Here is a 26754-nt window from a genome sequence, read left to right as displayed (position 1 = left end):
TATGCGCACTATCATCATTATATTTATCAGTTTAATAAACCTATCTGTGGTTAATGCACAGATGACAGCAGATTCTAAACGCGTTGCCGACGTATACTTTTTAAATAAAGAATATTACGCAGCAGCAGAGTATTACAAAAAAGCGTTGCAAATTTCTGCAGATAGTACAGGTTTCGTGGTTCCTCATGGCTTCGAAAAGAAAATACAAGAAGAAAGCCCAAAAAAGAATGATTACGAATATGCGGTTTATCAACTCGCTACATCATTACGCCTGTACAGAAACTTTCAGGATGCAGAGAAGTGGTATGCGATAGCCACGAGTTTTACTAATGCAAAGTATGCACAGAGCGAATTTTGGTATGCAACCTGTCTGCGTGCTAATTTTAGGTTTGATGAGGCCATATTAGCATTCAGCAACTTTGCCAAGAGGTACACACTGAATGATGGCTACAAGGAATTGGCAAAGTTTGAAATTGAATCTTGCAAATTTGCACTGGCCGAAATCAAGTATCCTAGATTGTTTAAGTTAGATCGATTAAGTGCAAATATTAATGAAAAAGGCTCAAATTATGCTCCAATTCTAATTGAAGATGATTTTTATTTCACATCATCAAGACCAACTGGCGGCAGTGGGAAGAGCGAAATTTTAACTAGCACAGCTTCAAATAATAAAGTTGTTAAAAAAGAAACGCCATATATTAATGCCATTTACGTTGCCGATAATGCAGAAAACGCCACATCTGTAAGTAAAGTAAATGTTAATCTTAAACAAATGGAATTGGCGGCAACAAGTTTTCATCCCAACGGAAATACAATGTATTTTACCGCATGGATTAATAAGGATGAGCGAACGAAAAGTATTTATCTGTCTAAAAAAATAGGTGAAAATAAGTGGACAGACCCAGTAGTTTTAGGAGGTGAGATAAATGTAAACGGATTTAACTCTATCCAACCCTCCGTTACTAAAGATGGAAAATACCTCATTTTTTCGTCTGATAGACCTGGCGGTTCTGGTAAATACGATTTATGGTATGCCATTATTAGAGCCGACGGAACTACAGGGAATGCTGTTAACATGGGAGAGAAGATTAACACCAAAGGCGATGAACAGGCTGCATATTATAACCCGAAAACTCAAAGGCTTTTGTTTAGTAGCAATGGGAGAGTTGGTATGGGGGGGTATGATTTTTTTGAAACTACTGGCGACTTTGCTGATTGGCAGGTACCAATAAATTTAGGCTATCCGTTTAACTCTGCCAAAGATGATATGTATTTTACTTCGTTAGATGATTTAGATACAGAGGGTTACATCAGTTCAGATCGAGAATCGCTTTGTTGTTTAGAAATTTTTAAGGTTAAAAGAGAAACACTTTTTATTAATGGGAAACTTATAGATTGCAAAACACAAAAACCGTTGGAAGGCGCAACGGTTACCCTAACTGGCAATGACATGCGAACACAAACTACGCAAACGAATGCCGATGGATTATATAATTTTGGCATAAATTCTAATAGAGGCTTTAAACTAAACGCAGTTAAGGATTTATATTTTGCTAAAAATTTAACTTACGGCTATGAGAAACTTGCAAGCGTTGATACATTAAAAAGTGATGAGCTTTGTTTAGTGCCTTTTATAGTTGATAAGCCTATTGTGCTGGAAAATATTTTGTACGAGTTTAACAGTGCCGAACTTACGCCATCATCACAAGCTACCCTTGATTATTTGTATAATTTGATGGTAGATAACAAAAATATTGAGATAGAACTTGGCGCACATACAGATAATATTGGCAAAGCAGATTACAATATGGATTTGTCTCATCGTAGAGCAAAATCATGTGTAGATTATTTGATAAATAAAGGAATAAACCCCGGACGTTTAGCAAGTAAAGGTTATGGTTTAACCATGCCGATTGCAGCAAACCAATTAAAAAATGGAGTTGATAACCCGGAAGGAAGGGCCTTGAATAGAAGAACGGAATTTAAAGTAACCAAAAAATAGTTTTAATTTTGTCTATATATACGATGTAGATCTGAATAAACCCAGGTCTACATTTTTGCTATCCAGCAAACTTATTTTCCTATAACTGTACTCTTCAACCTTATCTTGCTCTCCCAATTCTTTATAAATATTGATAATTAGATTGTACATAAAAATCTGATTTACGGTAATGTCATTCCTTTCGTAAATATCTAAGCATTCTTTCGCATATTTTAATGCCGAATCAAAATCTTTTCTATTTCTGCTTTGTTCTGCTTTGAGTGATAAAAAAACCGATTGGGTATATAAAGTTGGGCTCACCTTATTGTCCACAGCGTATAGCTTAGCCAGCAGATTTTCCATCTTATCAGTTGTTTCATCTGGTTGCACTCTGGCGCTTGCCTGTGCCAATAAATTTAACAGATAAAGAGAAAACGTTTTTCTGGATTTTAAAAGCTTTGGATGAAGTCTGGTTATGGTGTTAATAATCTTCTTCGTTTCAAACTGATTTCCGTAAAACAGATTTAAAACAAACATCATAAGATAACTTAATACCTGTCTGCTGTTGGGCAAATCGGTTGCTTCCTTTAGTTCGAAGTTACTGTCGTTTTTAAACCGCTCAATAGTTAAAATTTGTTCATCTTCACTTAGTGTAATTCCCTTTAACCGCAAATAAATTAATTTTGCAACTTTGTAAGGGTTAACTTCCCAAGCAGAACTGTGGCTTTTTAAACTTTTAAGTTGGTTTAATCTGTAAAGAATTTTGTCCTGATCTAAGCTCATGCAATCAAAAATTGCAAGTATAGACTCGTAAAACAACTTAATTTCCCCATCGTCTGCAACGTTTATTAAGGATGCGACTGCGTCTTTATAACTAGAATCTACAAAATCGAAATGAATGAGGTGTTTAATTAATAGGTTGTGTAAATTTTGCTGATTTATCGCTTTTTTAATTTCGGGATGGAATTTATTTCTGAAGTTTAAATTTTCGGCAATAAAGTAAACCAAATAGTTTTTTTCGTAATTATTCAGCTTTAAATGTAAAACTGCAGAGAGTTCTCTCAGTTGTCCCAAATTTATCATTAACCTGATTGCCCATTGCAATAGCTGAAAACGAACCTGGTTTCCGGTATACTCGCTATCTATTGCCCCAAAGAATTTCGCATCCGGATTTTTCTCGAAAAGGTCGTACAGCTCTATGAATAAAAAATACTCGAAAACGTGAGACTGTACAAAACGAACATGCTCTTCTATAAATCCATTCACCAATCGTTTCTCCTCAACAAGGATTCCATCTGCCAATAATTCCATATAGGCATTTTTAAAAACCGGAAATTCCTTTATTAAATCGGCTTTTAAAACAACATTTTCCTTTCGCCCGTAATTAGTAAGATGGATAAGTTTTTTGCAAAATGAAACCTTCTCGGTAGCATAGGTTGAATTGTAAACCTTTTCTTGTATAAACCTCGCAATTATTTCGAAAAAGACAATATTGGTGTAAGATTCGAAATTTGCATATTCTTCTTTAAGAAGGTAATACCATTGAATATGAAAAGGGAATTTTAGTTGGGATTTAAGTTTATTGCTAATAGAATCGAAGGGAACATCACTTAGTTGCTCAAATATTTGTTTTACTTCAACCTCATTTAAAGGAGGCACGTTTGAGCTATCTCTTAAATTAAAATAACTGCCGGTAAACCATTTCTTTTTTAAAAAGTGCGAGTATCGCATGCGTTCATAAAATCTGTTCCAAGTTGTGGAGCGCATGGTAAATATTAGCTTTATATTATCGCTTCCGTCAATTGCACCGATAAAGCCTAAAAGCCTGTCGAATATTTGAGGTTTATATATTTTCTTGATAATTAATTCAGAAAAACCATCTATTATAACTACAAATTTTGTGTATGAAGTTTTCCAATGTTCATCAAAGTATCTTATTAAATCTGTCTCTGGATTTAAGCCAAGTTTTTGTTTTATTCTATCTTCTAAACTAAGTTCAAAAAGCTCACTATTAAATATGTGATCGGCATTTATCAAAAGAACAATGTCGTTTTGATGTGGTGCATTTTTTTCAAAAAACATTTCTTGCACCAAATGGCTAATTAATATACTTTTTCCGTAGCCAGGTTGTGAAACAAAAGCTGTAAAATTGAAATTGCTGTTGTAGAAGAAATCGAAATCATGTCGGGCAAATTTACGCGGAACAGTCATCTCGTAAGGTACGGTACACCTGTTTTTTAAATTTTGCAAAGTGTATTGGGATATTCTTAGCGCTTTTGCTCTGATTTGGCTAAGATCCTCATTTGTTATGATAGTAGATACGGTAGAATCCTCCACTTGCTCTTCAAGCACACCAACATATTCTTTAAGTGTGTTAATGGTAAATTTAGAAAAGTCGTGTTTTATTTCAGCAAATCCGAAAAGACGTTTGATAGTTGTTTCGCTGATGTTCTTTCTTAACTCTTGTTGTATAGATATAGAAATGACCCTACAATCTGATGGGCTGATTATTTTTATTCCAGCTTTAGCTAAAATTAACCGTTTTAAATCTTGAAGGATTAACGTGTAGGGCATGTGTGGATGAGCTGCGTTTTAATTTAACTATTTTCTAAATATAGGCCATTAAATGAGAATTTTATAAACGTCATTTCGACGTAGGTTTTATGTAATATACAACTTTTTGTAATAATCTTCAGGTATACAGTTGATTATCTACGATATATATACATTTAATCATAGGTTAATTGTTTTAACTGAATGAACAATGAACAAAATGAACAACCCAAAGTTTTAAGATGTTATTTTCAGTTAATATTTTTGATATAAAATTGCTTTAATCAAGTATTTTCCGAAATACTAGCCCAAAAACTACTTTTCTGCCACTAATTGATTACTTAGATAATTATTTTTATTTTTTGAGTGTGTAATTTCCAGCTTAATTTTTTCGTTGAATTTATTCCACAACTATAAAGGGAATGCTTAGTGAATTTTTAAATCTAAAATTGCAAAATCGGAAATAAATTCCCCGTATTGGGGAATAATATCTCTTTGATGGGTAATTTATTGCTCGATTTTTAAAAATGGAATATTCTGTTAGGCTGAGGAATTGAGATTTGAGGAATTTTTTTCTCTACAACTTACATACTTTGGTCTACGTTAACATTTGTTTCTTATACTAATTTAGTTAAATAGACTTAAGATAACTTACCTGAAGATATCTTTTGGCTATAAATTTGCCTAAAGGTTAATAATTAATCGATAAACAAACTAAGCCATGATAAGAGAAAATAGAATAATGATTGTTGACGATAAACCGAAAACTAAAGGTTCAGCAAATCAAATGGTGGGAAATCAAAATCCGCACTGGGAGGTTATGGTTATGGGCAGTGCTCTTAAAGCGCTCAATTACCTAGATGCTAAACAGGACAAGATCGAAGAACTTCCATCGCTAATTATTTTAGACTTAGATATGCCAGCAGTAAATGGAATCGGTTTTCTAGAAAGGTTCTCTCACTACAACGATAAATTCAAGAACGCCTGTAAAATCGTTGTTTTAACAGAAGCTAACAATACCGAGGATATGGATTTTATAACTTCTGATCCATGTATCACTAAAACAATGCAAAGACCGTCTGGTAAAAGTCAGTGGGCGCCATTATTTGATATTGTAAACTAAGACTGCTGTTCTTCTAAGTTCTGCTCTTCCTTTTTTGCTATAATCTTTTGTTTCTTTAAATCTATCCTTATTAGGTTATAAAGACTCATATATACATTAGCGATCCAAACTATAGAGAAACCGGCAATTACATAGCCTCTCCAATCGCTGTATAGCAATTTATAATTAGTCATTACGAGCATTAAGATAGTTACGTAATGGCTAAAACAGTATTCGCAGGTAAATAAGTAAAAAAACTTCCGCTTATAAAGCTTATCGCAATTTTGCGATCTGTCTACGCAAAATTCTCTTGCCTCTCTAAATACTTCTTCTTTGGTAACTGTCCATGCCAAGCATGCAACTGGTATTGCTAAAATGAATAATGTTTGCATAAAGACACAACCACATTAAAAGCATTTGGTTTTCAGATTAGCGTTTTTATAAAACCATTTACGTTCTCAATCCTTTGTTATTAAATAGCAAAATTAAAATGGAAAATAAATCTACTAAGAAAACGCAAAAGCCAAAAATCAACCCTGTTGAACGAAAAACAAATGAGGAGATTGAAACCGATGAAAATGGAAATCTTTTTATCGGGGGCAAACAGGATGAAAACAATACTAAGAAAAGCAGTGATGAAAATTTTGAGGGGATAGAAGATTAATTTGTTCAAATTGTGTCACGTAATTAAAATAAATAGGAATATCGGAAAAAGTCGATATATATTTGTGCTATGGAGCAGATTGAAGTATTTAAAGCGCTAAGTAATAAGACTCGCTTGCAGATATTAGCTTGGCTTAAAGAACCCGAAAAGTTTTTTCCAGATTACAAGTTTGCAAATGAACCGGAGTGTTTAGGCGTTTGTGTTGGTCATATTCAGCAAAAGGCCGGATTAACACAATCTACGGTGTCAGAATACTTGGCAATTTTGCAAAGGGCAGGTTTAGTAACCGCAACCAGATCTGGCCAGTGGACTTACTACAAGCGTAACGAAGAAACGTTTGCGCTTTTAAGCAACCTTATAGCTTCAGATTTATAGCATTTATATTTATGGATAATAAAAAATTGACAGATTTAACTTACTCTGTGCTAGATCTGGCATCTGTAGTAGAAGGAAAAACTATTGCTGATACATTTAACAATAGCGTTATACTAGCGCAACATGTAGAGAACTTGGGTTACACCAGATATTGGTTTGCAGAACACCACAATATGATTAGTGTAGCAAGTTCTGCAACGTCGGTACTTATCGGTCACATTGCGGGTAAAACCGAAAAAATTAGAGTTGGTTCTGGCGGTATCATGTTGCCAAACCACTCGCCATTGATTATTGCAGAGCAATTTGGTACTTTGGCAACTTTGTATCCCGATAGGATAGACTTGGGTTTAGGAAGAGCACCTGGAACGGACCAATTAACTGCTATGGAAATTAGAGGTGGAAGAGTTAATATGCCTCACAGTTTTCCGCAGGATGTTTTGAAACTTCAAAAGTATCTATCGGCTAGCAATAGCGGGGCTAGCGTAAGGGCAATCCCGGGCGAAGGTACAGATGTACCTTTGTGGATTTTAGGTTCGAGTACAGAAAGTGCTCATTTGGCAGCATCTTATGGATTACCTTATGCATTTGCCACACACTTTGCACCTACCTATTTTATGGAAGCTATACAGATTTACAGGCAAAACTTCCGACCATCAGCTATGCTTAAAGAACCGTATGTAATGGCTTGCGTAAATGCCGTAATGGCCGATACTGATACAGAAGCAGAGAAATTATCGACTTCTTTAAAACAACTGTTTATGGGCATTGTAACAGGAAAACGACAACTATTGCAACCACCAGTTGATAATATGGATGATGTTTGGGACGTAATGCAGGAAGAAGCTGTAAACCAAATGTTAGCGGTTTCATTTATAGGAGGTCCGGCTAAAATTAAAGCGCAAATGCAATCTTTTTTAAATCAAACAGGGGTTAATGAAGTAATGGTAACTTCACACATTTACGATCATACCGCGAGACTTTATTCCTATCAATTATTTGCGGAAATGCTCTCCAAATAACTTGAAATAATATAAAAAAATGGCACTTGATCACATCGGGTGCCATTTTTTATGTTCAAAATTATTATCTTCCACAAAAATAGCTACCATGAAAAAACTAATCGTATTTCTTTTACTGCTGATAAACTTAAATGCTTTTGCCCAAAACTCATATTGGCAACAACAGGTAGATTTTCAGATTGATGTTGCTTTGAATGATATAGAAAAAACATTAAATGGAAATGCAAAAATCACATATAAAAATAACTCGCCTACAACCTTAGATTTTATTTGGTTTCATATTTATCCAAATGCCTACAAGCAAGAAACAACCGCTATGTTTCAACAAATTAAGAGTGATCCTTCCAGAAAAAAGAAAATGGCAAACTATACTTACGGCAGTATAGATGGATTAAGTTTTAAGCAAGATGGCAAAGTTGCTACTGTAGAACCACATAACAATCCGCAATATATAGACGTGGTTAAAGTGCTCTTGCCAAATCCTTTAAAGCCCGGAGAAACTGCAAATATTACAACCGATTTTAGCGTAAAATTGCCAAGCTATTTTTCTAGGTCTGGCTTTGCGGATGGCGAATTTATGGTAACGCAATGGTATCCAAAACCTGCAGTTTTTGATGTTAATGGGTGGCATGAGTTCCCATACTTAGACATGGGAGAATTTTACAATGACTATGGAAACTATAAAGTTAATATCACATTGCCATCGGCTTACGTAGTTGGCGCAACAGGTGTTTTAAAAACAGAAGACGAATTATCGCAATACAGAACTATAGGTGCAAAAAATAACGCAGAGCGAAATGATAAGCCTACACTTTACGTTGCAAAAAGTAATGCAACTAAAACACTAAGCTACGAGATGGAAAACGTGCCAGATTTTGCTTGGTTTGCTGATAAAAACTTTGTGATACAGTACGATACCGCAAAATTGGCGTCGGGTAAAGTGGTAGATGTTTTTACTTATTTTCATAACAAGAAAAAAAAAATTTGGACAGCTAGCGTAGATTATACAAAAGACGCTTTGAAGAAATATAGTAATTGGATAGGAGAGTACGAGTATCCAGTTGTACAAGTAGTAGAAGGTCCTAAAAACAACTCGAGTGGCGGTATGGAGTATCCGACAATTACATTAATTACAAGCCCTGATGCAAAACCAGCATCTTTAGATGCAGTTATTACACACGAGGTTGGTCATAATTGGTTTATGAGTATTTTAGGCAGTAATGAGCGTATGCATACTTGGCAAGATGAGGGTTTAAACACTTATTTTCAGTTTAGGTATGAAGCCGAAAAATATAAAACGAACGCTGTTTTTGGTAATGCAATTCCGGAGAATATTAAAGCTTTACCAGCCGATCAATTTTTGGCGTCCGTTTATAACGCAATGATTAATGTGCCAATTAAGCCAGCTATAGATACGCCAGCTGATAAATTTGCATCTGCACAGGATTATTCGATGACATCGTACGTGAAAACCGCACTTTGGCTTTACATTTTAGAATCTAATGTCGGAAGAGAGAAAATGGATCAGGCATTTAAAACCTATTTCAACGATTGGAAAAACAAACATCCTAGTCCTAATGATTTGAAGGCGAGTTTTGAGAAATCGCTTGGTGTAAATCTTGATGATTACTTTAAATTATTAAACAAAGAAGGCGATTTTAAAAATTAATTACAGAGACTCACGAAGCTTTTTTTATTTGTCTAAGCTTCGTAAGTCATAAATCTGAAGTTTATTCGATTTACCTTAAGCATGGCCTTTTTCGGCATCTTCATCTGTTTGTTCTTCATTCTTAACTGTCTCTTCAGCCTTTAGCTTATCTAAATCGGTAGGTCTGGTTTTATTTCCGTTACCACTATTTTGTATAGAACTGCCATAGCCAACTGGTTTTTTATCTTCGTTAGCGTTGTTTAACGCATCTTGCGAAGTTGTTTCACTTACATCTTCCATCTTAAAATTATTAAGGTTAAAACTTGTTAAATTACAGTTCAGAAGGCAAAATGTTTTATTATGCTGTTTCTATTTTAATGGGATTTGTTAATAATTTATGGATAGGACATTTGTCCGCTATAATCAATAAACGTTTTCTATCGTCATCGCTAATCGCTCCAATCAATTCAATTTTTCTAGTAATGGTTGTACTTTTGTCCATTTCGTCCTCCGGACAAATTGCTAAACTAATTTTAATTTCATCCAAAGGAATTTCTTTTCTATCAGCATACATTCTTACTGTTATTGCAGTACAGCTTCCCAAACTTGCTAATAATAAAGCACCTGGATTCATTCCTTCATCCGTACCACCTAGAGCTTCGGGCTCATCCGCATAAATAAAATGTCCGCCGGCGTAAACTTTGGTTTTGTAGTTGGATTTGTCTAATTCAGTTATTGCAGTAATTATCTCTTTGCTCATATCTTTTAGTTTAAATGGCTAATTTAGTGTAAACATTACATAAAATGGAAGAACAAAATAAACCACAAAGTGTATTAGAAAACTTCAAATTATTTACTGGCAAAGAAATTACACAGTCTCCATCGCCTTTTATGAATTGGTTAAAACCTACATTAATTCATGCTGAAAAAGGCAGTTTACATTGTAGTTACGTAATTAGAAAAGAGATGACTAATCCGCATAAAATTTTGCACGGTGGTATTACGGCTGGTATAATAGACGATTTAATTGGTGCTACAGTTTTTACTTTGGGTCTTTCTGCAAAATATACAACGGTAAATAACAACATAGATTATTTTGCGCCCGCCGTAGAAGGAGATATTATTACTGCAAAAACTACTATTGTTAAACAAGGTAGAACAATTATAAATTTGCAATGCGAAATCTACCTACCTGCAAAAAACAGATTAATAGCCAAGGGATATTCTAACATGCTTAATGTGGGTTAAGGAAATAAAATAATTTTATTTTAACATTGGTTAAACATTTGATTTACAGATTTGTTATTACATCACCCTAAAACCAAATTACCATGTTGAGCAATTATTTAAACCTCCAGTTTGACGTAAAAGGAAAAACCTTTAAAGGATTTTGCATGAGGATTCAAGATGATTTTCATCTAACTTATGCTGTAATTTTAGAAGATTGCCACTCGTTTTGCATTTGGCTTGATGAGAAATCTTCCAAATGGTATTCGTCTAAATTTACCAATTTAGACCAAAGCGTTTTAGATCAAATCATCGGTAGAATTGACAGCGAAACCCCTCCAAACTACGCTGTCTAATCTTCATTTGCTTATTTAGATTAATTTTTGTTCAAAATAACGAGCTGTTATAAGTTTTAGTTGATGTTTTTTGCTAAATTTCAAACAACTTAAACTTAATTAACAGAATATGAACAGAAAATCTATCTTAATCTTATTAGGATTTTTACTGTTTGCAACAGCTACCTATGCTCAAAAAACAATTAGAGGAAAAGTAACAGATGTTGCAGACGGTGTTGGAATCCCCGGTGTAAGCGTACTTGTTAAAGGTACAGCTGTTGGCACCACTACACAACCAGATGGTACGTACACGCTTAATCTTCCGACCGGAAGTACCACGTTGGTTTTTAAATATCTAGGTTATGAAACCAAAGAAGCTGTAATCGGAGCGGGCGATGTTAACGTATCGCTAAGTTCCTCGCAGCAAAACTTAGATGAAGTGTTAGTAGTAGCTTACGGAACAACTAAAAAAAGCACCTATACAGGATCGGCCGCTTCTATCAAGCCAAACAAAGATTTACCACTTACATCATTTGAAAATGCCTTAGCTGGAAGAACTCCAGGTGTACAAGTGACACAATCTTCTGGACAGGCTGGCGCAACTGCAAGTATTAGAATTAGAGGTATCGGCTCTATGAGTGCTTCAAACGAACCTTTGTATGTTATTGATGGTGTGCCAGTTGTTTCTGGTAACGCTGGGCAAATGAGCGATTATACGATGGCTACCAATAATATCATGAGTTCGCTAAATCCGGCCGATATTGAAACCGTTACAATATTAAAGGATGCAGCCGCCTCTTCTTTGTATGGTTCTAGAGCGGCCAATGGTGTAGTTATCATCACCACAAAAAAAGGAAAAAGTGGCAAGCCATCAATTACCGTTCGTTCTTCTGTTGGTTTTACACCAACTTGGGCTACCGATAATTACGAAACCGCTGGACCGCAAGAACAGATAAATATGTTATATAGCATACTTTACGATTCTCGTATTGCAGCGGGCAGAACTCCACAACAAGCTAACGAACAAACCTTGATGCGATTGAACTCTAGAAACTGGGCTCCTGGCACAACTTATGGCACGCCAACAACCGGCTATGGTTTTGGAATCCATGGTTACGAATTTTCGACTCAAGGAACTAGTATGTATGAAAATGTAACCATAAAAGGTAAGACAGACGGTGTCGAAAATCGTGATGGAAAATTTTACGACTGGGAAAATGCACTGTTTAGAACTGCAATTTATCAAACAAATGACGTAGCAGTAAGTGGTGGCGATGAAAATACGAAATATTATACGTCGTTTGCTTATACAAAAGACCAAAGTAGGGTTAGAGTTAACGATTTTGACAGGTTTTCAGGCAGGCTAAATCTCTCGCAGAATATAGGTAAATATGTAGAATTAGCCACAAATATCAACCTAGCAAGAACCAGTCAATCTGGATATAACGATACTAGGAACACAGGTTCTAATTACTTTTTACAAACTAGGAATCTTTTGTGGGGGTTCTATTGGCCTACAGATTATAAAACCGGTTTGCCTTTTACCGCTCGTTACAATAGTTTAGCGCAAAATGCTATTTATTATGATAATGAATGGGAAAACTCATCGGTTACTAAAAGGATAACCGCAAACGAAACGGTAACGGTTAAAATTTTGCCAGAGCTTAATTTAAAATCGATATTCTCTTACGATAATTCTCAAATTACCGACGATTTATATTACAGTGCACTGCATTTTAATGGCGTAGCCACAAAAGGAAGTGTAAATGCTTTTACAACAAATGTTAACAAACTGGTTTCATCAACTACTTTAAATTTTAACAAAAGTTTTGAGAAACATAACTTAGGTTTATTAGCAGGTTTTGAGGCTGAAAAAAATAAAACAGAATTTCAACGTTCTACAGGAACAGATTTACCATCAAGCGCTCTACATACAGTTGCTACCGCTGGTGTAACAAATGCATCTGCTTACGATTGGGGTAATTCAATTGTTTCATTTTTATCTCGTGCGGAGTATGATTACAACCAACAGTATTTCCTTTCGGGATCTTTCCGTAGAGATGGCTCATCAAGATTAGACCCACGGGTGCGTTGGGGTAATTTCTGGTCTATAGCTGGTGCTTGGAAAATAAACGGCGAAGAGTTTATGAAAGACCTTACCTACATAAGCAACCTACGTTTAAGGGCTTCTTATGGTACAAACGGTACAACACCTACTGCAAACTTTGGTTGGAGATCATTAACCGGTTACGGCTCTAAATACCTATCTCAACCCGGCGGTACCTTAACTCAAATCGCTGATCCGAATTTAACTTGGGAAACCAGCTATTCTACAAACTTTGCATTAGAATTTGGATTATTTAACAACAGAATTACAGGTTCAGTTGAGTATTTTAATAAAGATTCTAGAGATTTATTACAAGATGTACCAACGTCAATGATCACTGGTTTCAGCTCAACTTTAAGAAATGTCGGCGAAATGAATAACCGAGGCATTGAAGTTGATTTAGGGGGAGATATCATTAGCAAAAATGGTTGGAGATGGAGTGCAAATGTTAATGCAACTTTCATTAAATCAAAAGTAGCGAAGCTTAATGGTGGTAAAGATATTATTTGGACCGACCCAACTGGTGGCGATGCAAGAGCGCAATATATTTTTAAAGAAGGACAACCAACATATAGCTTTTATGGATTTGAGTGGGCAGGAACTAATCCGGCAGATGGTAAAAATGTATGGTATAAAAATGGAGCAACAGCAACAACTACAGATTTTGTGTACAACGGCAGACCAGCTACCAGTACATTTGGAAACGCCGCACAAATTATTTTGGGAGATGCTTCTCCTAAAGTTTATGGTGGTTTTAATACCGATGTTGAATATAAAGGAATTTCATTGGCGTTAAATTTCATCTATAAAATTGGTGGTAAAATTTACGATGGTGCCTCTAAAGACGTTGCAGACGATGGTTATTACTGGGAAAGAATTCGTTCTCAAGAATACTACGATAATATGTGGACTCCAGGAAATCCAAACGGTACATTACCAAAACTTAGTGGTTTAGATTTAACTGATGCTATACAGTACAGTAGCAGGAATTTGTATGATGCTAGTTTTATGCGTTTAAAAAATGTAACGGTAGCTTACCGTTTACCAACAAATATCATTAGCAAAATCGGTGCTTCAAATGCAAGAGTTTATTTTAATGGTTCAAACTTATTAACGTTTTCTAAGTTTAAAAATGCTGATCCCGAGGTTAACTCTTACGGTACGAGAGGATGGGAAACTCCATTTGGAAAAACCTACACGTTTGGTTTAGAGTTCGGTTTCTAATATTTAAAGAATTTAAAAATGAAAAAGATTAACATATTTTTATTGGGGTTGCTTATCATTGGGCTTTCCTCATGTAAAAAGTTTCTGGATGTAAAGCCAAGCAATTCTGGCGATTCAGACTTAGCAATACAAACTCCGGCAGATGCACAAGTAATGATTAATGGCATAATGAGAACTATGAGTAGTGCTGATTATTATGGCCGTAACTTTATGCTTTATGGAGATGCAAAAGGTGGCGATTTTACCATCTTTTCTCAAGGACGTGGACAAGATGGTTTATATACTTTCAATCATCAAGTAACAAGTGGTTCTAACGTGGGCTTTTGGTCGCAAATTTATTACGGTATTTTGCAGGCTAACAATTTGCTAGAGAACATTGCTAAACTCGAGGCAAATGGTGCAACCGGCTTTGGTAGTGCAAAAGGACAAGCTTTAACGGCACGTGCAATCATGTATTTCGATTTAGTGCGTTTATACGGTAAATCTTACGATGATGATAAAACATCTTTTGGCGTTCCCATTGTGTTAAATAAACTAACCTCAGATGCACAACCATTAAGAAGTACTGTAGAACAAACTTACACGCAAATTTTAAAAGATTTAAAAGATGCAGCGCCACTTCTTCCTAAAACTAAAACCAACGGTTACATCAACTATTACGGCAATTTAGCAACCCAAGCAAGAGTTTATCTAACCATGAAAGACAATGTAAATGCTTTGTCGGCAGCACAAGAAGTTATAGGGGCAACAAGTTTATATACCTTATATACTAATGCAAACTGGGTAACATCTTGGACAACTCAATTCGGATCAGAATCTATTTTCGAAATTGGTGTAGTTCCTTTGGAAAATGATCTTACAACTGGTTCGCTTGGTTTCTACCACAGACGTAGATCTCATGGCGCAACAACGGCGCTAGGTTGGTTTACAGCTAGTAGTTATTTTTTAACTAGACTTGGGCAAGATGCAAACGATGTGCGATGGGGTATTATGGCTTACGACGAGACTGCCGGTAACGCAAGACTTGGAGCTATATATAAATACAGCGGTAGCACTACCTTAGCTGGCGATGGAAAAGCGACGCCAACTGCTGTAAATCTTAAACTTATCAGACTTTCGGAAATGTACTTAATTGCTGCCGAAGCAATCTTACCTACAAATCCTGGGCAAGCTGCAACATACTTGAATAATATCCGTAAGAGATCACCAAATTTGGCACCTGCAACTGCCGCCACAGTTTCTGTAGATATGATTTTAGACGAAAGGAGCAAAGAATTTATAGGGGAGGGACAACGTTTCTTTGATATGATCCGTTTAAATAAATCAATTACATTTAACGATGAACTTGGCGCAATTCCTGCAAGTTTTAGAACTAAAACTATCGACAGAACTTTCTTTAGAACTCGCTTGCCAATTTCGCAAACAGAAATAAATGCAAATCCTGGAATAGGAGCGCAACAAAACCCTGGTTACTAAATAACCAACGTAATTAAAAAGTCCCGCTATTAACAACAGCGGGACTTTTTTATTTAGAAAAGATACTTAGTTGCTACTATCAACGGTTGCCCTGCACTTTGTTACAAATCCTCGTTTCGTACCTCAACTGCGGGTTTTTCACTTCGTTCAGGTTTATCAAATAAAGCACCTACTAAAAAACGAGTGTCCACTTTCTGAGCTACAAGAGTTTATAGACGTTCTGCTAAAAAACCTACAAACTACTTCCGAAAAATAAGTAAGCTAACCCGATAGCAGTACAAACTCCAACCAAATCGGCTAAAAGCATAGCACCAACTGCGTAACGAGTATTTTTAATGCTAACCGAGCCAAAGTAAACGGCAATTACATAAAAGGTAGTATCAGAAGCACCTTGGAAAATACCAGACAGTTTACTTGCGAAAGAATCTGCACCGTAGGCCGTCATGGTATCAACCATCATCCCTCTGGCAGCACCACCGCTTAAAGGTCTAATTAACGCGGTTGGCAGGGCTTCTACAAAACGTGTATCGGCACCTAAAAATGCAAACACATTCTTAATGCCCAAAATTACTACATCAAAAGTTCCACTAGTTCTAAGCATACTAATGGCCACCAACATACCTACTAAATATGGAATAATTTTTACCGCAGTTTCGAATCCATTTTTTGCACCATCAATAAAAGCATCAAATACATCAATCTTTTTATAAATCCCCCCTAAAACAATAGCAAAAAATACAAATAAGATAAGGCCGTTGCTTAGCATGCCAGAAAACGACTTTATACCACTTGCATCAAGAGAGGTTACGTACCAAACCAACATTGCAATTATTGCCGATATACTTAAAATCCAGCCTACAATAACTGGCTGAAATAAATTTATTTTTTGTTTGATAGATACAATTGTCATTGCTGCCATTGTGCCTACAAAGGTTACAATTAGGCAGGGAATAAAAATGTCGGTAGGATCTGAGGCATTTTGAGACGCACGAATAGCTATCACGCTTACCGGAATTAAACTCAAACCTGCCGCATGCAAACAAAGAAACATTAACTGAGAATTGCTGGCAGTTTCTTTATTCGGGTTTAACTCCTGCAAACTTTCCATCGCTTTTAAGCCAAAAGGAGTGGCCGCATTGTCTAAACCTAAAAGGTTAGCCGAAAAGTTCATAATCATATGTCCCATAGAAGGGTGTCCCTTCGGAATCTCAGGAAAAAGTTTGGAAAAAAACGGGCCAACGATTCTAGATAATAAACGAATTCCGCCAGCACGTTCGGCAATGCTCATAAATCCCATAAAAAGTGCCAGTATGCCAATCAATTTTAAGCAAAGTTCAACTGATGTCCAGCAAGTTTCTATAATACCATTTACTTTAGTTAAGTTGGTTGGGTCATCGGCTTTGCCAACTACCATCCAGCTAAAAATTTCTGATTGTCCGAAGAAAAAACATTTTATTGCAGCAACAACAATTGCCACAATTATAAAACCAGACCAAATTCTACTTAATGCCATTTAGTTTATAAAGATTAGAAGATTGAAAGTAATAATTTTTAAAACAATATTCCGTCTTGGAAGGATAAAATTGTACTATCGCCTTGCAAAAGACTAAAATGTGCACGTTTAAAAATTTCAATGTTGCCCTTAATTTTTAAGTTGGCTATCGAAAAAACTTTATAAGCATCGCAGAAACTCAAATCGCCAATATCTTCAATACTGTAAATTCTTTCTGTTGTTAAACCACATTTCGTTGGGCACTCTTCATAATTTATCCCAATGCTAACTTCAATGTCATTTAACATCACATTGTGTATTAAAACATGAAAAATTTGTTTGTTATTTTTAGGGATAGTAAAGTAGTTTGCTAATTTTTTTTGTTGATAGGATTTAGAACTTATAGCATTTAAACCGCTTAATATAGAACCGAAATAATACTTTCTTATCTGCTGTTTTTCCAAATCATCTTTAAAACCCCCAGCTTCAATTAGTATGGTAGAGGTTCCGGCTTTCTGGAAATTATCGCCAAAAGCTCTTGGTTCAAATTCGTCGTCAAACAATCCAATTTGCCCTGGCAAAAACGCATTAATCTCATCAAAAATCTTAGCTATAACCAACATCGCACTTTCTCTTGTTTCATTCACATTTAGCTCCTCATCGTAAGCAGGAGCTAGAAAAGACAGGGTAGCGGGCTTTATAGATTTAGATACACTCCATAACGTAGTCTGATCGTGCAAGTTAAAACCAAATTGAGGGTTAATTTCATCTCTAGTATTTTTTAAAATTTGAGCTTCCTTGCTGGCTTGTTTTAGGTAATCTCTGTTTATATCTATCTGCTGTGCATTTCTTCTTGTAAAAATCTCTGCGCCGTCAGGGTTTACCATCGGAATAATGAAAAGCTGGCAGTTTGTATTTAATTCCTTCACTAACTCGTTATCACTTTGCAAAAAATTAAACAAGTCAAATAAGGCCATCGTTCCCGTTGCTTCATCGCCGTGCATCTGGCTCCACAACATTACCTTTATCTTGCCATTTCCCCATTTAACAAGATTTATGCTTTTCCCATTGTAGGAATCTCCGAGTTTGCTAATCTGAAAATTTGCTGAAAGTTTACTAAGCAAATCCATCACATCGCTATGCTTAAAAAAGCGATCTTTTAATTGATGTGCTTTGAAAGTGTCATGATTAGAAAGAATTGAGTTGATATCCATGTTTTTTAAATAAAAATCGTCATTGCAAGTAATGCGAAGCAATCTTTTCTGTTAGGTAGATTGGCCTCGTAATAAACTCCTCGCAATGACGATCTGATTATTTTAGTTGAAAAATTTTAAGGTTTTTCGTCGGTTAATTCAAAACCCCAAGTTTTTCCTTTTTCAGTAGCTGGTACACCACTAACCATCCAAACTGGAGCTTTTGCACCTTTTAAATAGTAGTCGAAAAACTGTTGTTCTCTAATTTGTATATCTTTTCTGTTTTGGCGTTGCACTAAATTGTGTGCTTCGTTATTATAGTTTAACAACCAAACTGGTTTTCCTAAACGTTTTAAACCAGTAAACATCTCAATACCTTGATACCAAGGCACCGCTCCATCGGCATCGTTTGCCATAACCACAACTGGTGTATTTACTTTAGGAAAACTAAATAATGGAGAGTTTTCTATGTACAATTCAGGTTTTTCCCACAAAGTTGCACCAATTCTACTTTGAGTTTTTTCGTATTGGAATTGTCTGTTCATACCACTTTCCCAACGGATACCGCCATAAGCCGAAGTCATGTTTACAACCGGAGCACCAGCCCAAGCCGCCGCATACATATCTGTTCTGGTAATTAGGTGAGCCACTTGATAACCGCCCCAGCTTTGACCTTGGATACCAATTTTGGCACCATCAACCCAGGTATTTTTCTTTAAGCTCTCTACACCAGAATTAATAAATTCTTCGGCAGATTTACCTGGATAACCAGTTTCGTAGCTAATATCTGGTGCAAATACCAAATAGCCATTACTTACAAAAAACGGAATGTTTAAACGAGAAGGAGTAGGAGCTGGAGCTTGATAGCTATATAAACCATCAGAAAGTTTTTCGTAGAAATAAACAATCATTGGATATTTCTTAGTTGGATCGAAATTTTCTGGTTTGTATAAAATACCTTCAGATTTATAACCTTTTGGCGTAGTCCATTTTACCAATTCGGCAGTTCCCCAATTGTAGTTTGACTGCTGAGGATTTGTATTACTCAATTTCGTATTAGTTTTTAAATCTTTTGAAATGTAAACATCAGGAGAATTTACATAATCGCCTTTATCAAACATATACTGTTCGGCATCTTTAGCTTTAACTACATTGCTATATTTTGTTGGCGCCATAACCACCAACTCAGGAGCTTTATTATCGTTAATTGCCTTTTTATAAAATCCATTTTGTTTAGTAGCATTATCAAAAGCATCCAACAATAACACTTCTTTTTTACCAAAAAATCTAAAGTCAGGGTTATACCTTTCTACTCTAAAAGTAATGTTACTTGTTCTGCCCACACCGTTTGTTAAGTTTTTAGGCGCTGTTTTTCCGTCTGGAGAAAACTGCCAAATGTCGTAACGATCGTATAATAAAACACCTTTGTCATCCTCTAACCAACCGGCAATACCGTAACTGTTAGGCAACGCAGGAACATCATTTTCTTCGTTATAGAATTTTACAGACATACCGTTGTTAAGTACGGTAGTTTTGCCAGTGGCAACTTCATAGGTGCTCCATAACATGGTTTTGTCATTGTAATAAATAACAAAATTACCGTTAGGTGAAACAGAAGCATTGCCATCTAAACTTTCGATAATCTTTTTACGCGTACCAGTTTTAACATCAACCAAATAGTAATCTCTTATGCTACCGCCGGTCCATTGTGAGGGTATGCGATTACCATAATCTGTAGAGGCTAATACAAACGAAGCATTACCTTCGTTTACCATAGTTGCATCTGGAAGTTTTGCATCTGTTAAGGGTACAATTTTTGGATCTGCGCTGTAAATGTCAATGGCAGATAAATAACTTCTTTTCGATTCTCTGTCGGCATTTTTCAACTGCATTGGTTGCAGATAATCATCTTTATAACCCCAAATATCCAATTTGGCATTTTCAAAATCTACCAGCGTTGTATCCTTAGCTTTTTTAACAGGTGCTATACCAAAAAACAAACGGTTTCCATCTTTACTAAAAGTAATTCTGCCGTCGCCACTTACACTAAAACGTTCAGGCATTCCAGGCATATCACCGTCAACTAACACTTGCGCTGTATCTAAGGTTAACGAGTTGTAGTAGACGCTGTAATCCTTAACCTCTTGTTTTTCAGGACTGGTTTCGCCCAAAAACGCTAGGTGTTCGCTGTCATCGTCAAATGTAAAACTCTTAAAGTTTCCTTTTCCTTTAAACAAGGTTTTTAAAGTTCCTTTTTCTGTGTTGTACAAGAAAACACCTTGCTGTGCATCTTTATCTTTTTTACTGCCAGAACTTGCAAAAACCAATAGTTTACCGTTTTTGCTAAAACTATAGTCGGTTACATATTTAAAGATGCGATCTGTGCCTGCTGTTAAATTTTTAACAACCAAATCGGTCCCTTCTTTAGCTGCACCTCCCGCTGGCTCATCATCTGCAAAGAAATAATCGCCATCGTTTTTTTGCTCTGTAGCAGGAGTGGTAGGTTTAGCCTTTTTGCTAGTATCTAGCGGTTTTTCTAAGTTATAAGCCAAAATTGACGCACCATTTTCCGGAAATTTAAACGATTTAACTCTAGGAATTTTGGTTACAGCCAAAGTAGTTAAGTTAGCAATTCCTAAAGTATCCTTTGTCATTTCATCGGCTTTTTTCTTTTTGATTTTAGCCTGTCTTGTATCTTTAAAGAATGGTTTTATAGCAAATACCGCAAATTTTGCATCGGGACTAAACTGTGTAAAATTTGCTCTCGGAACCTTAAGTTTTTGTGTGCCCAAGGTTTGTTGAAAGAACAAATTAGCGTCACCTTCTTGCGGTACTACGCTGTAACTTGCCCAGGCTCCGTTGTTGCTGAGTTGTTTTGAGCCAATGGCTTCCCAAGCGTCGTAAACAGAATGATCTAATGGCTTTTTTTGTGCGTATGCAGAACTTGCAAGCACCAAAAGCGCAACGGTTAGTTTTTTATACATAATAGTTTTAGTGGTTTTTCGGAATTCGGTATTAAATTAACGTTAAAAATTGTAAAATTCTGCCAATATGCAGAAAATGTATATCAAATTTTACACAAAAAAAGATTGCCGTAATAGCACTGCACCTTTCCAAGAATTATAAAACTTGTTTTCTAATGATTTTGAAAAGCAGTGTCAGTAATAATATTTAAGTTACTCGGGCTTTACACTATAGTTAAGGCTACGCCTTAAGCTGCCGTTTCAATCCCGTTTATAATGCAATGTATTTGCCAGTTTTGAAAGTTGCAATACGCCTAAACGAGTTGAAGCTTCTTTATTAATCGGTTTTTTCTAATTCACAATGTAGCCTGTGTGTAGGTTTTACAATAGAGCTTGCAGGTTCCTCCAGTGTGGGAATGACAAAGTGCTTTTTGATTTGTCGTTCAGTTTTTTCTGTCATTCAGTGCGAAGCGAAGAATCTGGTTTCGTATATCTTAGATAGATTCCTCGTCCTTCGGAATGACAAATTAATATAAGAAGAAGCAAGTTAATGGGTAGCTGGTGCAGAAAAACCAACCAAAGAATTGCTTTGCGTTGTAATCTAAACCTGACTTAGCGAAAATCCTTTTACGATGAGGATTTCGTGAGAGTGGAGTAAAAGATTGAAGCGAGGGCAGGGCTACTATTGCCAAGCAATGCTTCCTTGCATTTTCAAACATCTTAAGCAAAAAAATAATACACAAAAAAACCGCAGAAGTTCAGCGTAAATCTGCGCATCTGCGGTTATTTTTTTTCAGTTGACAATTTGCAATTCTGCTTCTATAACAGTAAAACGAAAATTGAAAACTGCTAAATTATTTTCCTTTTTTCTCTTGGTTTTTTGCTTGCGCTTGTGCTCTCATGTAATCATCTAAACGAGCTTGAAACTTCGATTTTTGCTTTTCGCCCTCTGGTTTTGCTTTGTTTTCCTGTAAAATAGCGTGTATTTTATCGTCGTTAACCATTGTTCTGATTAAGTACTGTTGCAAGAAAGTTAGCATGTTAGCTAAGAAATAGTAATAGTTTAAGCCTGATGGATAACTGTTTAACACACCTAAGAAAATGATTGGCATAATGTAACCAATGTATTTCATTTGGCCCGTTGCGCCAGAAATTTGGTTGTTAAAGTAAGTGTAAATTAACGTAGATATTGTCATTAAAATACACATTAAGCTCAAGTGGTCACCGATAAACGGAATGGTGAAACCAAATTTGATAAAATCATCATAAGTAGAAAGGTCGTTCATCCAAAGAAAACTCTCGCCCCTTAACTCGAAAAGGTTAGGGAAGAAGAAGAAGAACGCCATTACAAATGGTAGTTGTAGCAACATTGGCAAACAACCACCTAAAGGATTTACACCTACTTTTTTATAAAGCTTTAAATATTCTTGCTGTAATAATGTTGCATTGTCTTCGCCAACTTTAGCTTTAATTTCATCCATCTCTGGCTTTAAAATTCTCATTTTAGCCATTGAAATGTACGATTTGTAAGTTAAAGGCGACATTGCTAACTTAAGCAAAATGGTTAATACCAAAATGATTAAGCCATAACCCCAACCGAAACTTTCTAAAAAGTTAAATACGGGTAATACGATCCATCTGTTGATGTATTTTAAAGGCCAATAACCCATATCAACCAATTTCTCGATCTCGTGACCTTGATCTTTTAGGTGAGAGAATTTATTGTCGCCAAAATAAAAAGTCATTGGATAACTTTGATTAGCCAATTGGTTAAACGACAACTTCATGTTAGCATTATACCATTTTATTTTACCGGGTTCTGTAGAAATTTTAACTTCTAAGTTACCTTTGTTAAAAGGAGTTTGAGGAAGTAGTACCGCCGAGAAAAAGTGTTGTTTAAAAGCAAACCATTCGATTTTGCCATCATTAAGCTCTTTCTTTTCTTCGGCACCCATACCTAAATGATCTGGGTTTTCATCTACATATTTATAGTATGGCGAAGAATGCTCTTGCTCTTTTTTTGCATCTTTTTCTTGCGCTAGCAAAGTTGTTTGCCAGTTTAAGTTAACGCTATCTCCTTGTACAACTTGGTTTAAACCGTTTAAGCTAATGTTAAATCCTACATTATTACTATTCGGTTTCAAATCGTAAATGAAATCAACATATTTATCTGCGCTGTAATTGGCACGCATAGTAATGTTGGTAGCAGTTTGTGTTGCTGTAAAGTATAAATCGTTGGTATTTACAATTTTACCGTTAATGTTTAAGTTTAAACCGAACTTATCATCGCTACCGTTAAACAACACAACTGGTTTATCGTAATAGGTTTTTAAGCCTTTTACTTCTACACTTTTAATTTTACCGCCAACATTTGTTAGGGTTAGTTTTAATTTATCGTTTTCTAAAACCGAAGTTTGTGCAGTTCCTGCTAAGTTTGCACCAAATGGACCAGCTAAAACTGCCGAATCTGGTTTAGTAGTTATTGCGGGAGCAACTGGGTTTTGAGTTGCAGGTTTTGCTCCAATTTTTTTAAGAGAGTCAGCTGTTATTCTTTCTCTTTCTTTTTTCATATCTGCCTCGCTAGGCTTCATGAAAAAAACAGCTCCTCCTAAAATAACCATGATCAGGAACAGACCTGTGAATGTATTTCTATCCATTATAAAGTATTAAACGCGTATTAGTTTGTTTTCTTTTTCGCGTGCTCCATTGCAGCGGCGACAAATTTAACAAAAAGTGGGTGAGGATTAGCAACTGTTGATTTTAATTCTGGGTGAAATTGTCCACCGACGAAAAACGGATGGTTTTTTAACTCCACAATTTCAACCAAATTGCTCTCAGGGTTAATTCCAGAAGCGATCATTCCAGCTTCTTCATATTGTTGTAAATATTTATTGTTAAACTCGTAACGGTGTCTGTGCCTTTCGGTAATATGTTGCTTGCCGTAAGCGCTAAAAGCTTTTGTACCTTTTTTAATATCGCAAGGATAAGCTCCTAAACGCATGGTACCGCCTTTTGCAGTTACGTTTTTCTGTTCTTCCATCATGTTAATTACCGGATGCGATGCGTTTTCGTCGATTTCGGTTGTATTAGCATTTTTCAATCCTAAAACGTTTCTTCCGTATTCAATAACAGCGCACTGCATACCTAAACAGATACCGAAGAATGGAATTTGGTTTTCTCTAACAAATTTAATTGCTTCGATTTTACCTTCAATACCTCTGCTACCAAAACCCGGTGCAACTAAAACCCCATGTAAATGACCTAATTTCTCTTTTACATTATCGGCGTAAATGCTTTCGGAAGGGATATACTCTACACGAACTTTACATTCGTTTTTAGCACCAGCATGTATAAAAGACTCGGTGATTGATTTGTAAGCGTCTGGCAGTTCTACATATTTACCAACTAAGCCAATTTTAATATCAGCAGTTGGGTTTTTTAAACGTCCCAAGAAATCTTTCCAGCTTTCCATGTCTGGTTCGTTTTTACTAGGTAGTTTTAATTTGCTTAAAACGGTTTTGTCTAACTGCTCTTTCATCATTAGCAGAGGCACGCTATAAATAGACGATGCATCTATCGATTCGACAACTGCATTGATGTTAACGTTACAAAACAACGCGATTTTTTTTCTGATTTCTGGACTAATGTGGTGTTCTGTACGACAAACCAAAATATCCGGCTGGATGCCGTACTCTAATAAGGCTTTTACTGAGTGTTGTGTAGGTTTTGTTTTTAACTCGCCTGCGGCTGCCAAATAAGGTACTAGCGTTAAGTGGATAACGATAGCGTTGTTTGCGCCTTCTTCCCATTTAAACTGACGAACGGCTTCTACAAATGGTAGAGATTCGATATCGCCAACTGTACCACCAATTTCTGTAATTACGATATCAAAATTGCCACTTTCGCCCAAAATACGCATGTTGCGTTTAATTTCGTCGGTAATGTGCGGAACAACTTGTACTGTTTTACCTAAGTAATCGCCTTGTCTTTCTTTGTTAATTACGTTCTGGTAAATGCGACCAGTTGTAATATTATTAGCCTGAGAAGTAGGGGTGTTTAGGAAACGTTCGTAGTGACCTAAATCTAAATCTGTTTCTGCACCATCTTCTGTAACAAAGCATTCGCCATGTTCGTAAGGGTTCAATGTTCCCGGATCGATGTTGATATACGGGTCGAATTTTTGGATGGTTACACGGTAACCTCTAGCTTGTAAAAGTTTGGCCAATGAAGCGGAGATGATGCCCTTACCTAAAGAGGAAGTAACACCGCCCGTAACAAAAATATACTTAGTCATGTTGTGAGTTTATGAAATTAAACAGGTTTTAACGCCTTTTTAATTGTTTTTGTACGGGATACAAAGGTAGGAAAATATCTGGGTTTTTAATTTATAGTTTTGATAATTTTATCCAAAGGTATTATACGCTTGATTTAGATGAGCTTAAAATGTAAAAAAAATGCCCAACTTTCGCTGGGCATTTATTAGGGATGAGCGTATTCTATTTGTCTATCATTTTGAAGTACCTTACGTAATCAATTTCCATTTTTTGAGGAAAAATGCTATCGTCTATTCCTTGAGCACCACCCCAATCGCCACCAACCGCAACGTTTAATAAGATATGAAACCTTTTATCGAATGGCCATACTTTGTAACCTGTACCTTCATTTACAAACTCGAAAACCTGGATATTATCAAAATAACCACGAATTGCATACGGGGTCCAATCTACACGGTAAGTATGAAATGATGTGCTTGCATCGGCAATTATTTTACTACTGGTTTTTGCTGTGTTTATTTTAAAATAATATGCTTCGGTATGCGTACTAAAATGAACTCTGTTCTGATCGTAGCCAACATGTTCCATGATATCAATTTCGCCAGACTTTGGCCAATCACCATACGAACGATCCGTCGGTAACATCCAAATGGCTGGCCAAGTGCCTCTTCCAGTTGGCAGTTTAGCCTTTACTTCGATTCTGCCGTAGGTTACGTCCAACTTATTTCTAGTTACCAAACGAGTACTGGTATAACTCATTCCGTTCATGTTTTCCTTCTTAGCAGTGATTGACAACATGCCGTTATCTACGCTTACATTAGAAAGCGCATTGGTGTAAAGTTGTTTTTCGTTGTTCCCCCATCCAGAGCCACCTAAATCGTAATCCCATTTTGTGGAAGAAGGCAAACCTGTGTAGTCAAACTCATCAGCCCATGTCGGATTTGCATCAAAGGCCCATTGTTTGTCTACAATTACAACAGGTGCAGGCGGAATAATAATGGCTTCTTCAACATCCTTACCAGAAGAACAAGATTGGCATGATAGGATAGAAGCAGTAGAGAGCGCAATTAAGAAATATCGTTTTTTTACTTTCTTTAAAAACATAATTAAGGATTTTAAAA

20 protein-coding genes are annotated in these 26754 nt (G+C 36.0%); 10 read left to right on the top strand and 10 right to left on the bottom strand.

Annotated elements, in window-relative coordinates; translation table 11 throughout:
• Nucleotide 1: 1 nt before the first annotated feature.
• Nucleotides 2–2002, top strand: coding sequence for an OmpA family protein (locus DUT69_RS08930; protein ID WP_113652887.1), 2001 nt, complete (start codon nt 2–4; stop codon nt 2000–2002).
• 12 nt (nt 2003–2014) lie between these two features.
• On the opposite strand, the gene DUT69_RS08925 is transcribed toward DUT69_RS08930, so the two are convergent.
• Nucleotides 2015–4555: a hypothetical protein gene (locus tag DUT69_RS08925; protein ID WP_113652886.1), complete on the bottom strand. Its 2541-nt coding sequence runs from the start codon at nt 4553–4555 to the stop codon at nt 2015–2017.
• A gap of 700 nt (nt 4556–5255) precedes the next feature.
• Here DUT69_RS08925 and DUT69_RS08920 point away from each other — a divergent pair.
• Complete coding sequence (locus tag DUT69_RS08920; RefSeq protein WP_113652885.1) at nt 5256–5657, top strand: response regulator; 402 nt, start codon at nt 5256–5258, stop codon at nt 5655–5657.
• On the opposite strand, the gene DUT69_RS08915 is transcribed toward DUT69_RS08920, so the two are convergent.
• Nucleotides 5654–6028, bottom strand: coding sequence for a hypothetical protein (locus DUT69_RS08915; protein WP_113652884.1), 375 nt, complete (start codon nt 6026–6028; stop codon nt 5654–5656). The genes DUT69_RS08920 and DUT69_RS08915 overlap by 4 nt on opposite strands.
• 98 nt (nt 6029–6126) lie before the next feature.
• Between DUT69_RS08915 and DUT69_RS19200 the strand changes: the two genes are divergently transcribed.
• From DUT69_RS19200 to DUT69_RS08900, 4 genes are all read left to right on the top strand, one after another.
• A complete protein-coding gene (locus tag DUT69_RS19200) occupies nt 6127–6300 on the top strand; it encodes a hypothetical protein (protein ID WP_162796228.1) in 174 nt (57 codons plus the stop codon).
• Nucleotides 6301–6369: 69 nt separating this feature from the next.
• A complete protein-coding gene (locus DUT69_RS08910) occupies nt 6370–6675 on the top strand; it encodes an ArsR/SmtB family transcription factor (RefSeq protein ID WP_113652883.1) in 306 nt (101 codons plus the stop codon).
• A gap of 11 nt (nt 6676–6686) precedes the next feature.
• The gene (locus tag DUT69_RS08905) at nt 6687–7694 is read left to right on the top strand and encodes an LLM class flavin-dependent oxidoreductase (RefSeq protein WP_113652882.1); all 1008 of its coding nucleotides are present in this window, start codon (nt 6687–6689) and stop codon (nt 7692–7694) included.
• Between the two features lie 88 nt (nt 7695–7782).
• Entirely contained in the window at nt 7783–9363 is a 1581-nt protein-coding gene (locus DUT69_RS08900) for a M1 family metallopeptidase (protein WP_113652881.1), read from the top strand.
• A 75-nt stretch (nt 9364–9438) separates the two neighbouring features.
• Here the strand turns inward: DUT69_RS08900 and DUT69_RS08895 are convergent, their stop codons facing one another.
• Both DUT69_RS08895 and DUT69_RS08890 read right to left on the bottom strand, forming a co-directional pair.
• Nucleotides 9439–9642, bottom strand: coding sequence for a hypothetical protein (locus DUT69_RS08895; protein WP_113652880.1), 204 nt, complete (start codon nt 9640–9642; stop codon nt 9439–9441).
• Between the two features lie 58 nt (nt 9643–9700).
• Nucleotides 9701–10102 carry an OsmC family protein gene (locus DUT69_RS08890; protein ID WP_113652879.1) on the bottom strand — a complete coding sequence of 134 codons (402 nt, stop codon included), beginning with the start codon at nt 10100–10102 and terminating at the stop codon, nt 9701–9703.
• 44 nt (nt 10103–10146) lie between these two features.
• On the opposite strand from DUT69_RS08890, the gene DUT69_RS08885 reads away from it, so the two are divergent.
• The 4 genes from DUT69_RS08885 to DUT69_RS08870 all read left to right on the top strand — a co-directional run bounded on the left by DUT69_RS08885 (nt 10147) and on the right by DUT69_RS08870 (nt 15711).
• Nucleotides 10147–10590: a PaaI family thioesterase gene (locus tag DUT69_RS08885; protein ID WP_205314242.1), complete on the top strand. Its 444-nt coding sequence runs from the start codon at nt 10147–10149 to the stop codon at nt 10588–10590.
• A gap of 83 nt (nt 10591–10673) precedes the next feature.
• Nucleotides 10674–10925, top strand: a complete 252-nt coding sequence (locus DUT69_RS08880) for a hypothetical protein (protein WP_113652878.1) — start codon at nt 10674–10676, stop codon at nt 10923–10925.
• A 109-nt stretch (nt 10926–11034) separates the two neighbouring features.
• The gene (locus tag DUT69_RS08875) at nt 11035–14235 is read left to right on the top strand and encodes a SusC/RagA family TonB-linked outer membrane protein (RefSeq protein ID WP_113652877.1); all 3201 of its coding nucleotides are present in this window, start codon (nt 11035–11037) and stop codon (nt 14233–14235) included.
• A gap of 18 nt (nt 14236–14253) precedes the next feature.
• Nucleotides 14254–15711 carry a RagB/SusD family nutrient uptake outer membrane protein gene (locus DUT69_RS08870; RefSeq protein WP_113652876.1) on the top strand — a complete coding sequence of 486 codons (1458 nt, stop codon included), beginning with the start codon at nt 14254–14256 and terminating at the stop codon, nt 15709–15711.
• Nucleotides 15712–15943: 232 nt separating this feature from the next.
• On the opposite strand, the gene DUT69_RS08865 is transcribed toward DUT69_RS08870, so the two are convergent.
• The 6 genes from DUT69_RS08865 to DUT69_RS08840 form a co-directional block, all read right to left on the bottom strand.
• The gene (locus tag DUT69_RS08865; RefSeq protein ID WP_113652875.1) at nt 15944–17224 is read right to left on the bottom strand and encodes a nucleoside recognition domain-containing protein; all 1281 of its coding nucleotides are present in this window, start codon (nt 17222–17224) and stop codon (nt 15944–15946) included.
• 38 nt (nt 17225–17262) lie between these two features.
• Nucleotides 17263–18417 (bottom strand): M14 family zinc carboxypeptidase, encoded by a 1155-nt coding sequence (locus DUT69_RS08860; RefSeq protein WP_113652874.1) that lies wholly within the window; start codon nt 18415–18417, stop codon nt 17263–17265.
• Nucleotides 18418–18533: 116 nt separating this feature from the next.
• Entirely contained in the window at nt 18534–21380 is a 2847-nt protein-coding gene (locus DUT69_RS08855) for an alpha/beta hydrolase family protein (protein ID WP_113652873.1), read from the bottom strand.
• Between the two features lie 833 nt (nt 21381–22213).
• Nucleotides 22214–24016 carry a membrane protein insertase YidC gene (gene yidC / locus DUT69_RS08850; RefSeq protein WP_113652872.1) on the bottom strand — a complete coding sequence of 601 codons (1803 nt, stop codon included), beginning with the start codon at nt 24014–24016 and terminating at the stop codon, nt 22214–22216.
• Nucleotides 24017–24036: 20 nt separating this feature from the next.
• The gene (locus DUT69_RS08845; RefSeq protein ID WP_113652871.1) at nt 24037–25653 is read right to left on the bottom strand and encodes a CTP synthase; all 1617 of its coding nucleotides are present in this window, start codon (nt 25651–25653) and stop codon (nt 24037–24039) included.
• Between the two features lie 202 nt (nt 25654–25855).
• Nucleotides 25856–26737 (bottom strand): glycoside hydrolase family 16 protein, encoded by an 882-nt coding sequence (locus DUT69_RS08840; RefSeq protein ID WP_113652870.1) that lies wholly within the window; start codon nt 26735–26737, stop codon nt 25856–25858.
• Nucleotides 26738–26754: the final 17 nt, after the last annotated feature.

Source organism: Pedobacter namyangjuensis (assembly GCF_003313325.1).
GTDB lineage: Bacteria > Bacteroidota > Bacteroidia > Sphingobacteriales > Sphingobacteriaceae > Pedobacter > Pedobacter namyangjuensis.
Note: the sequence above shows the minus strand (reverse complement) of the source record. Positions and strands in the feature narration are given on the sequence as shown.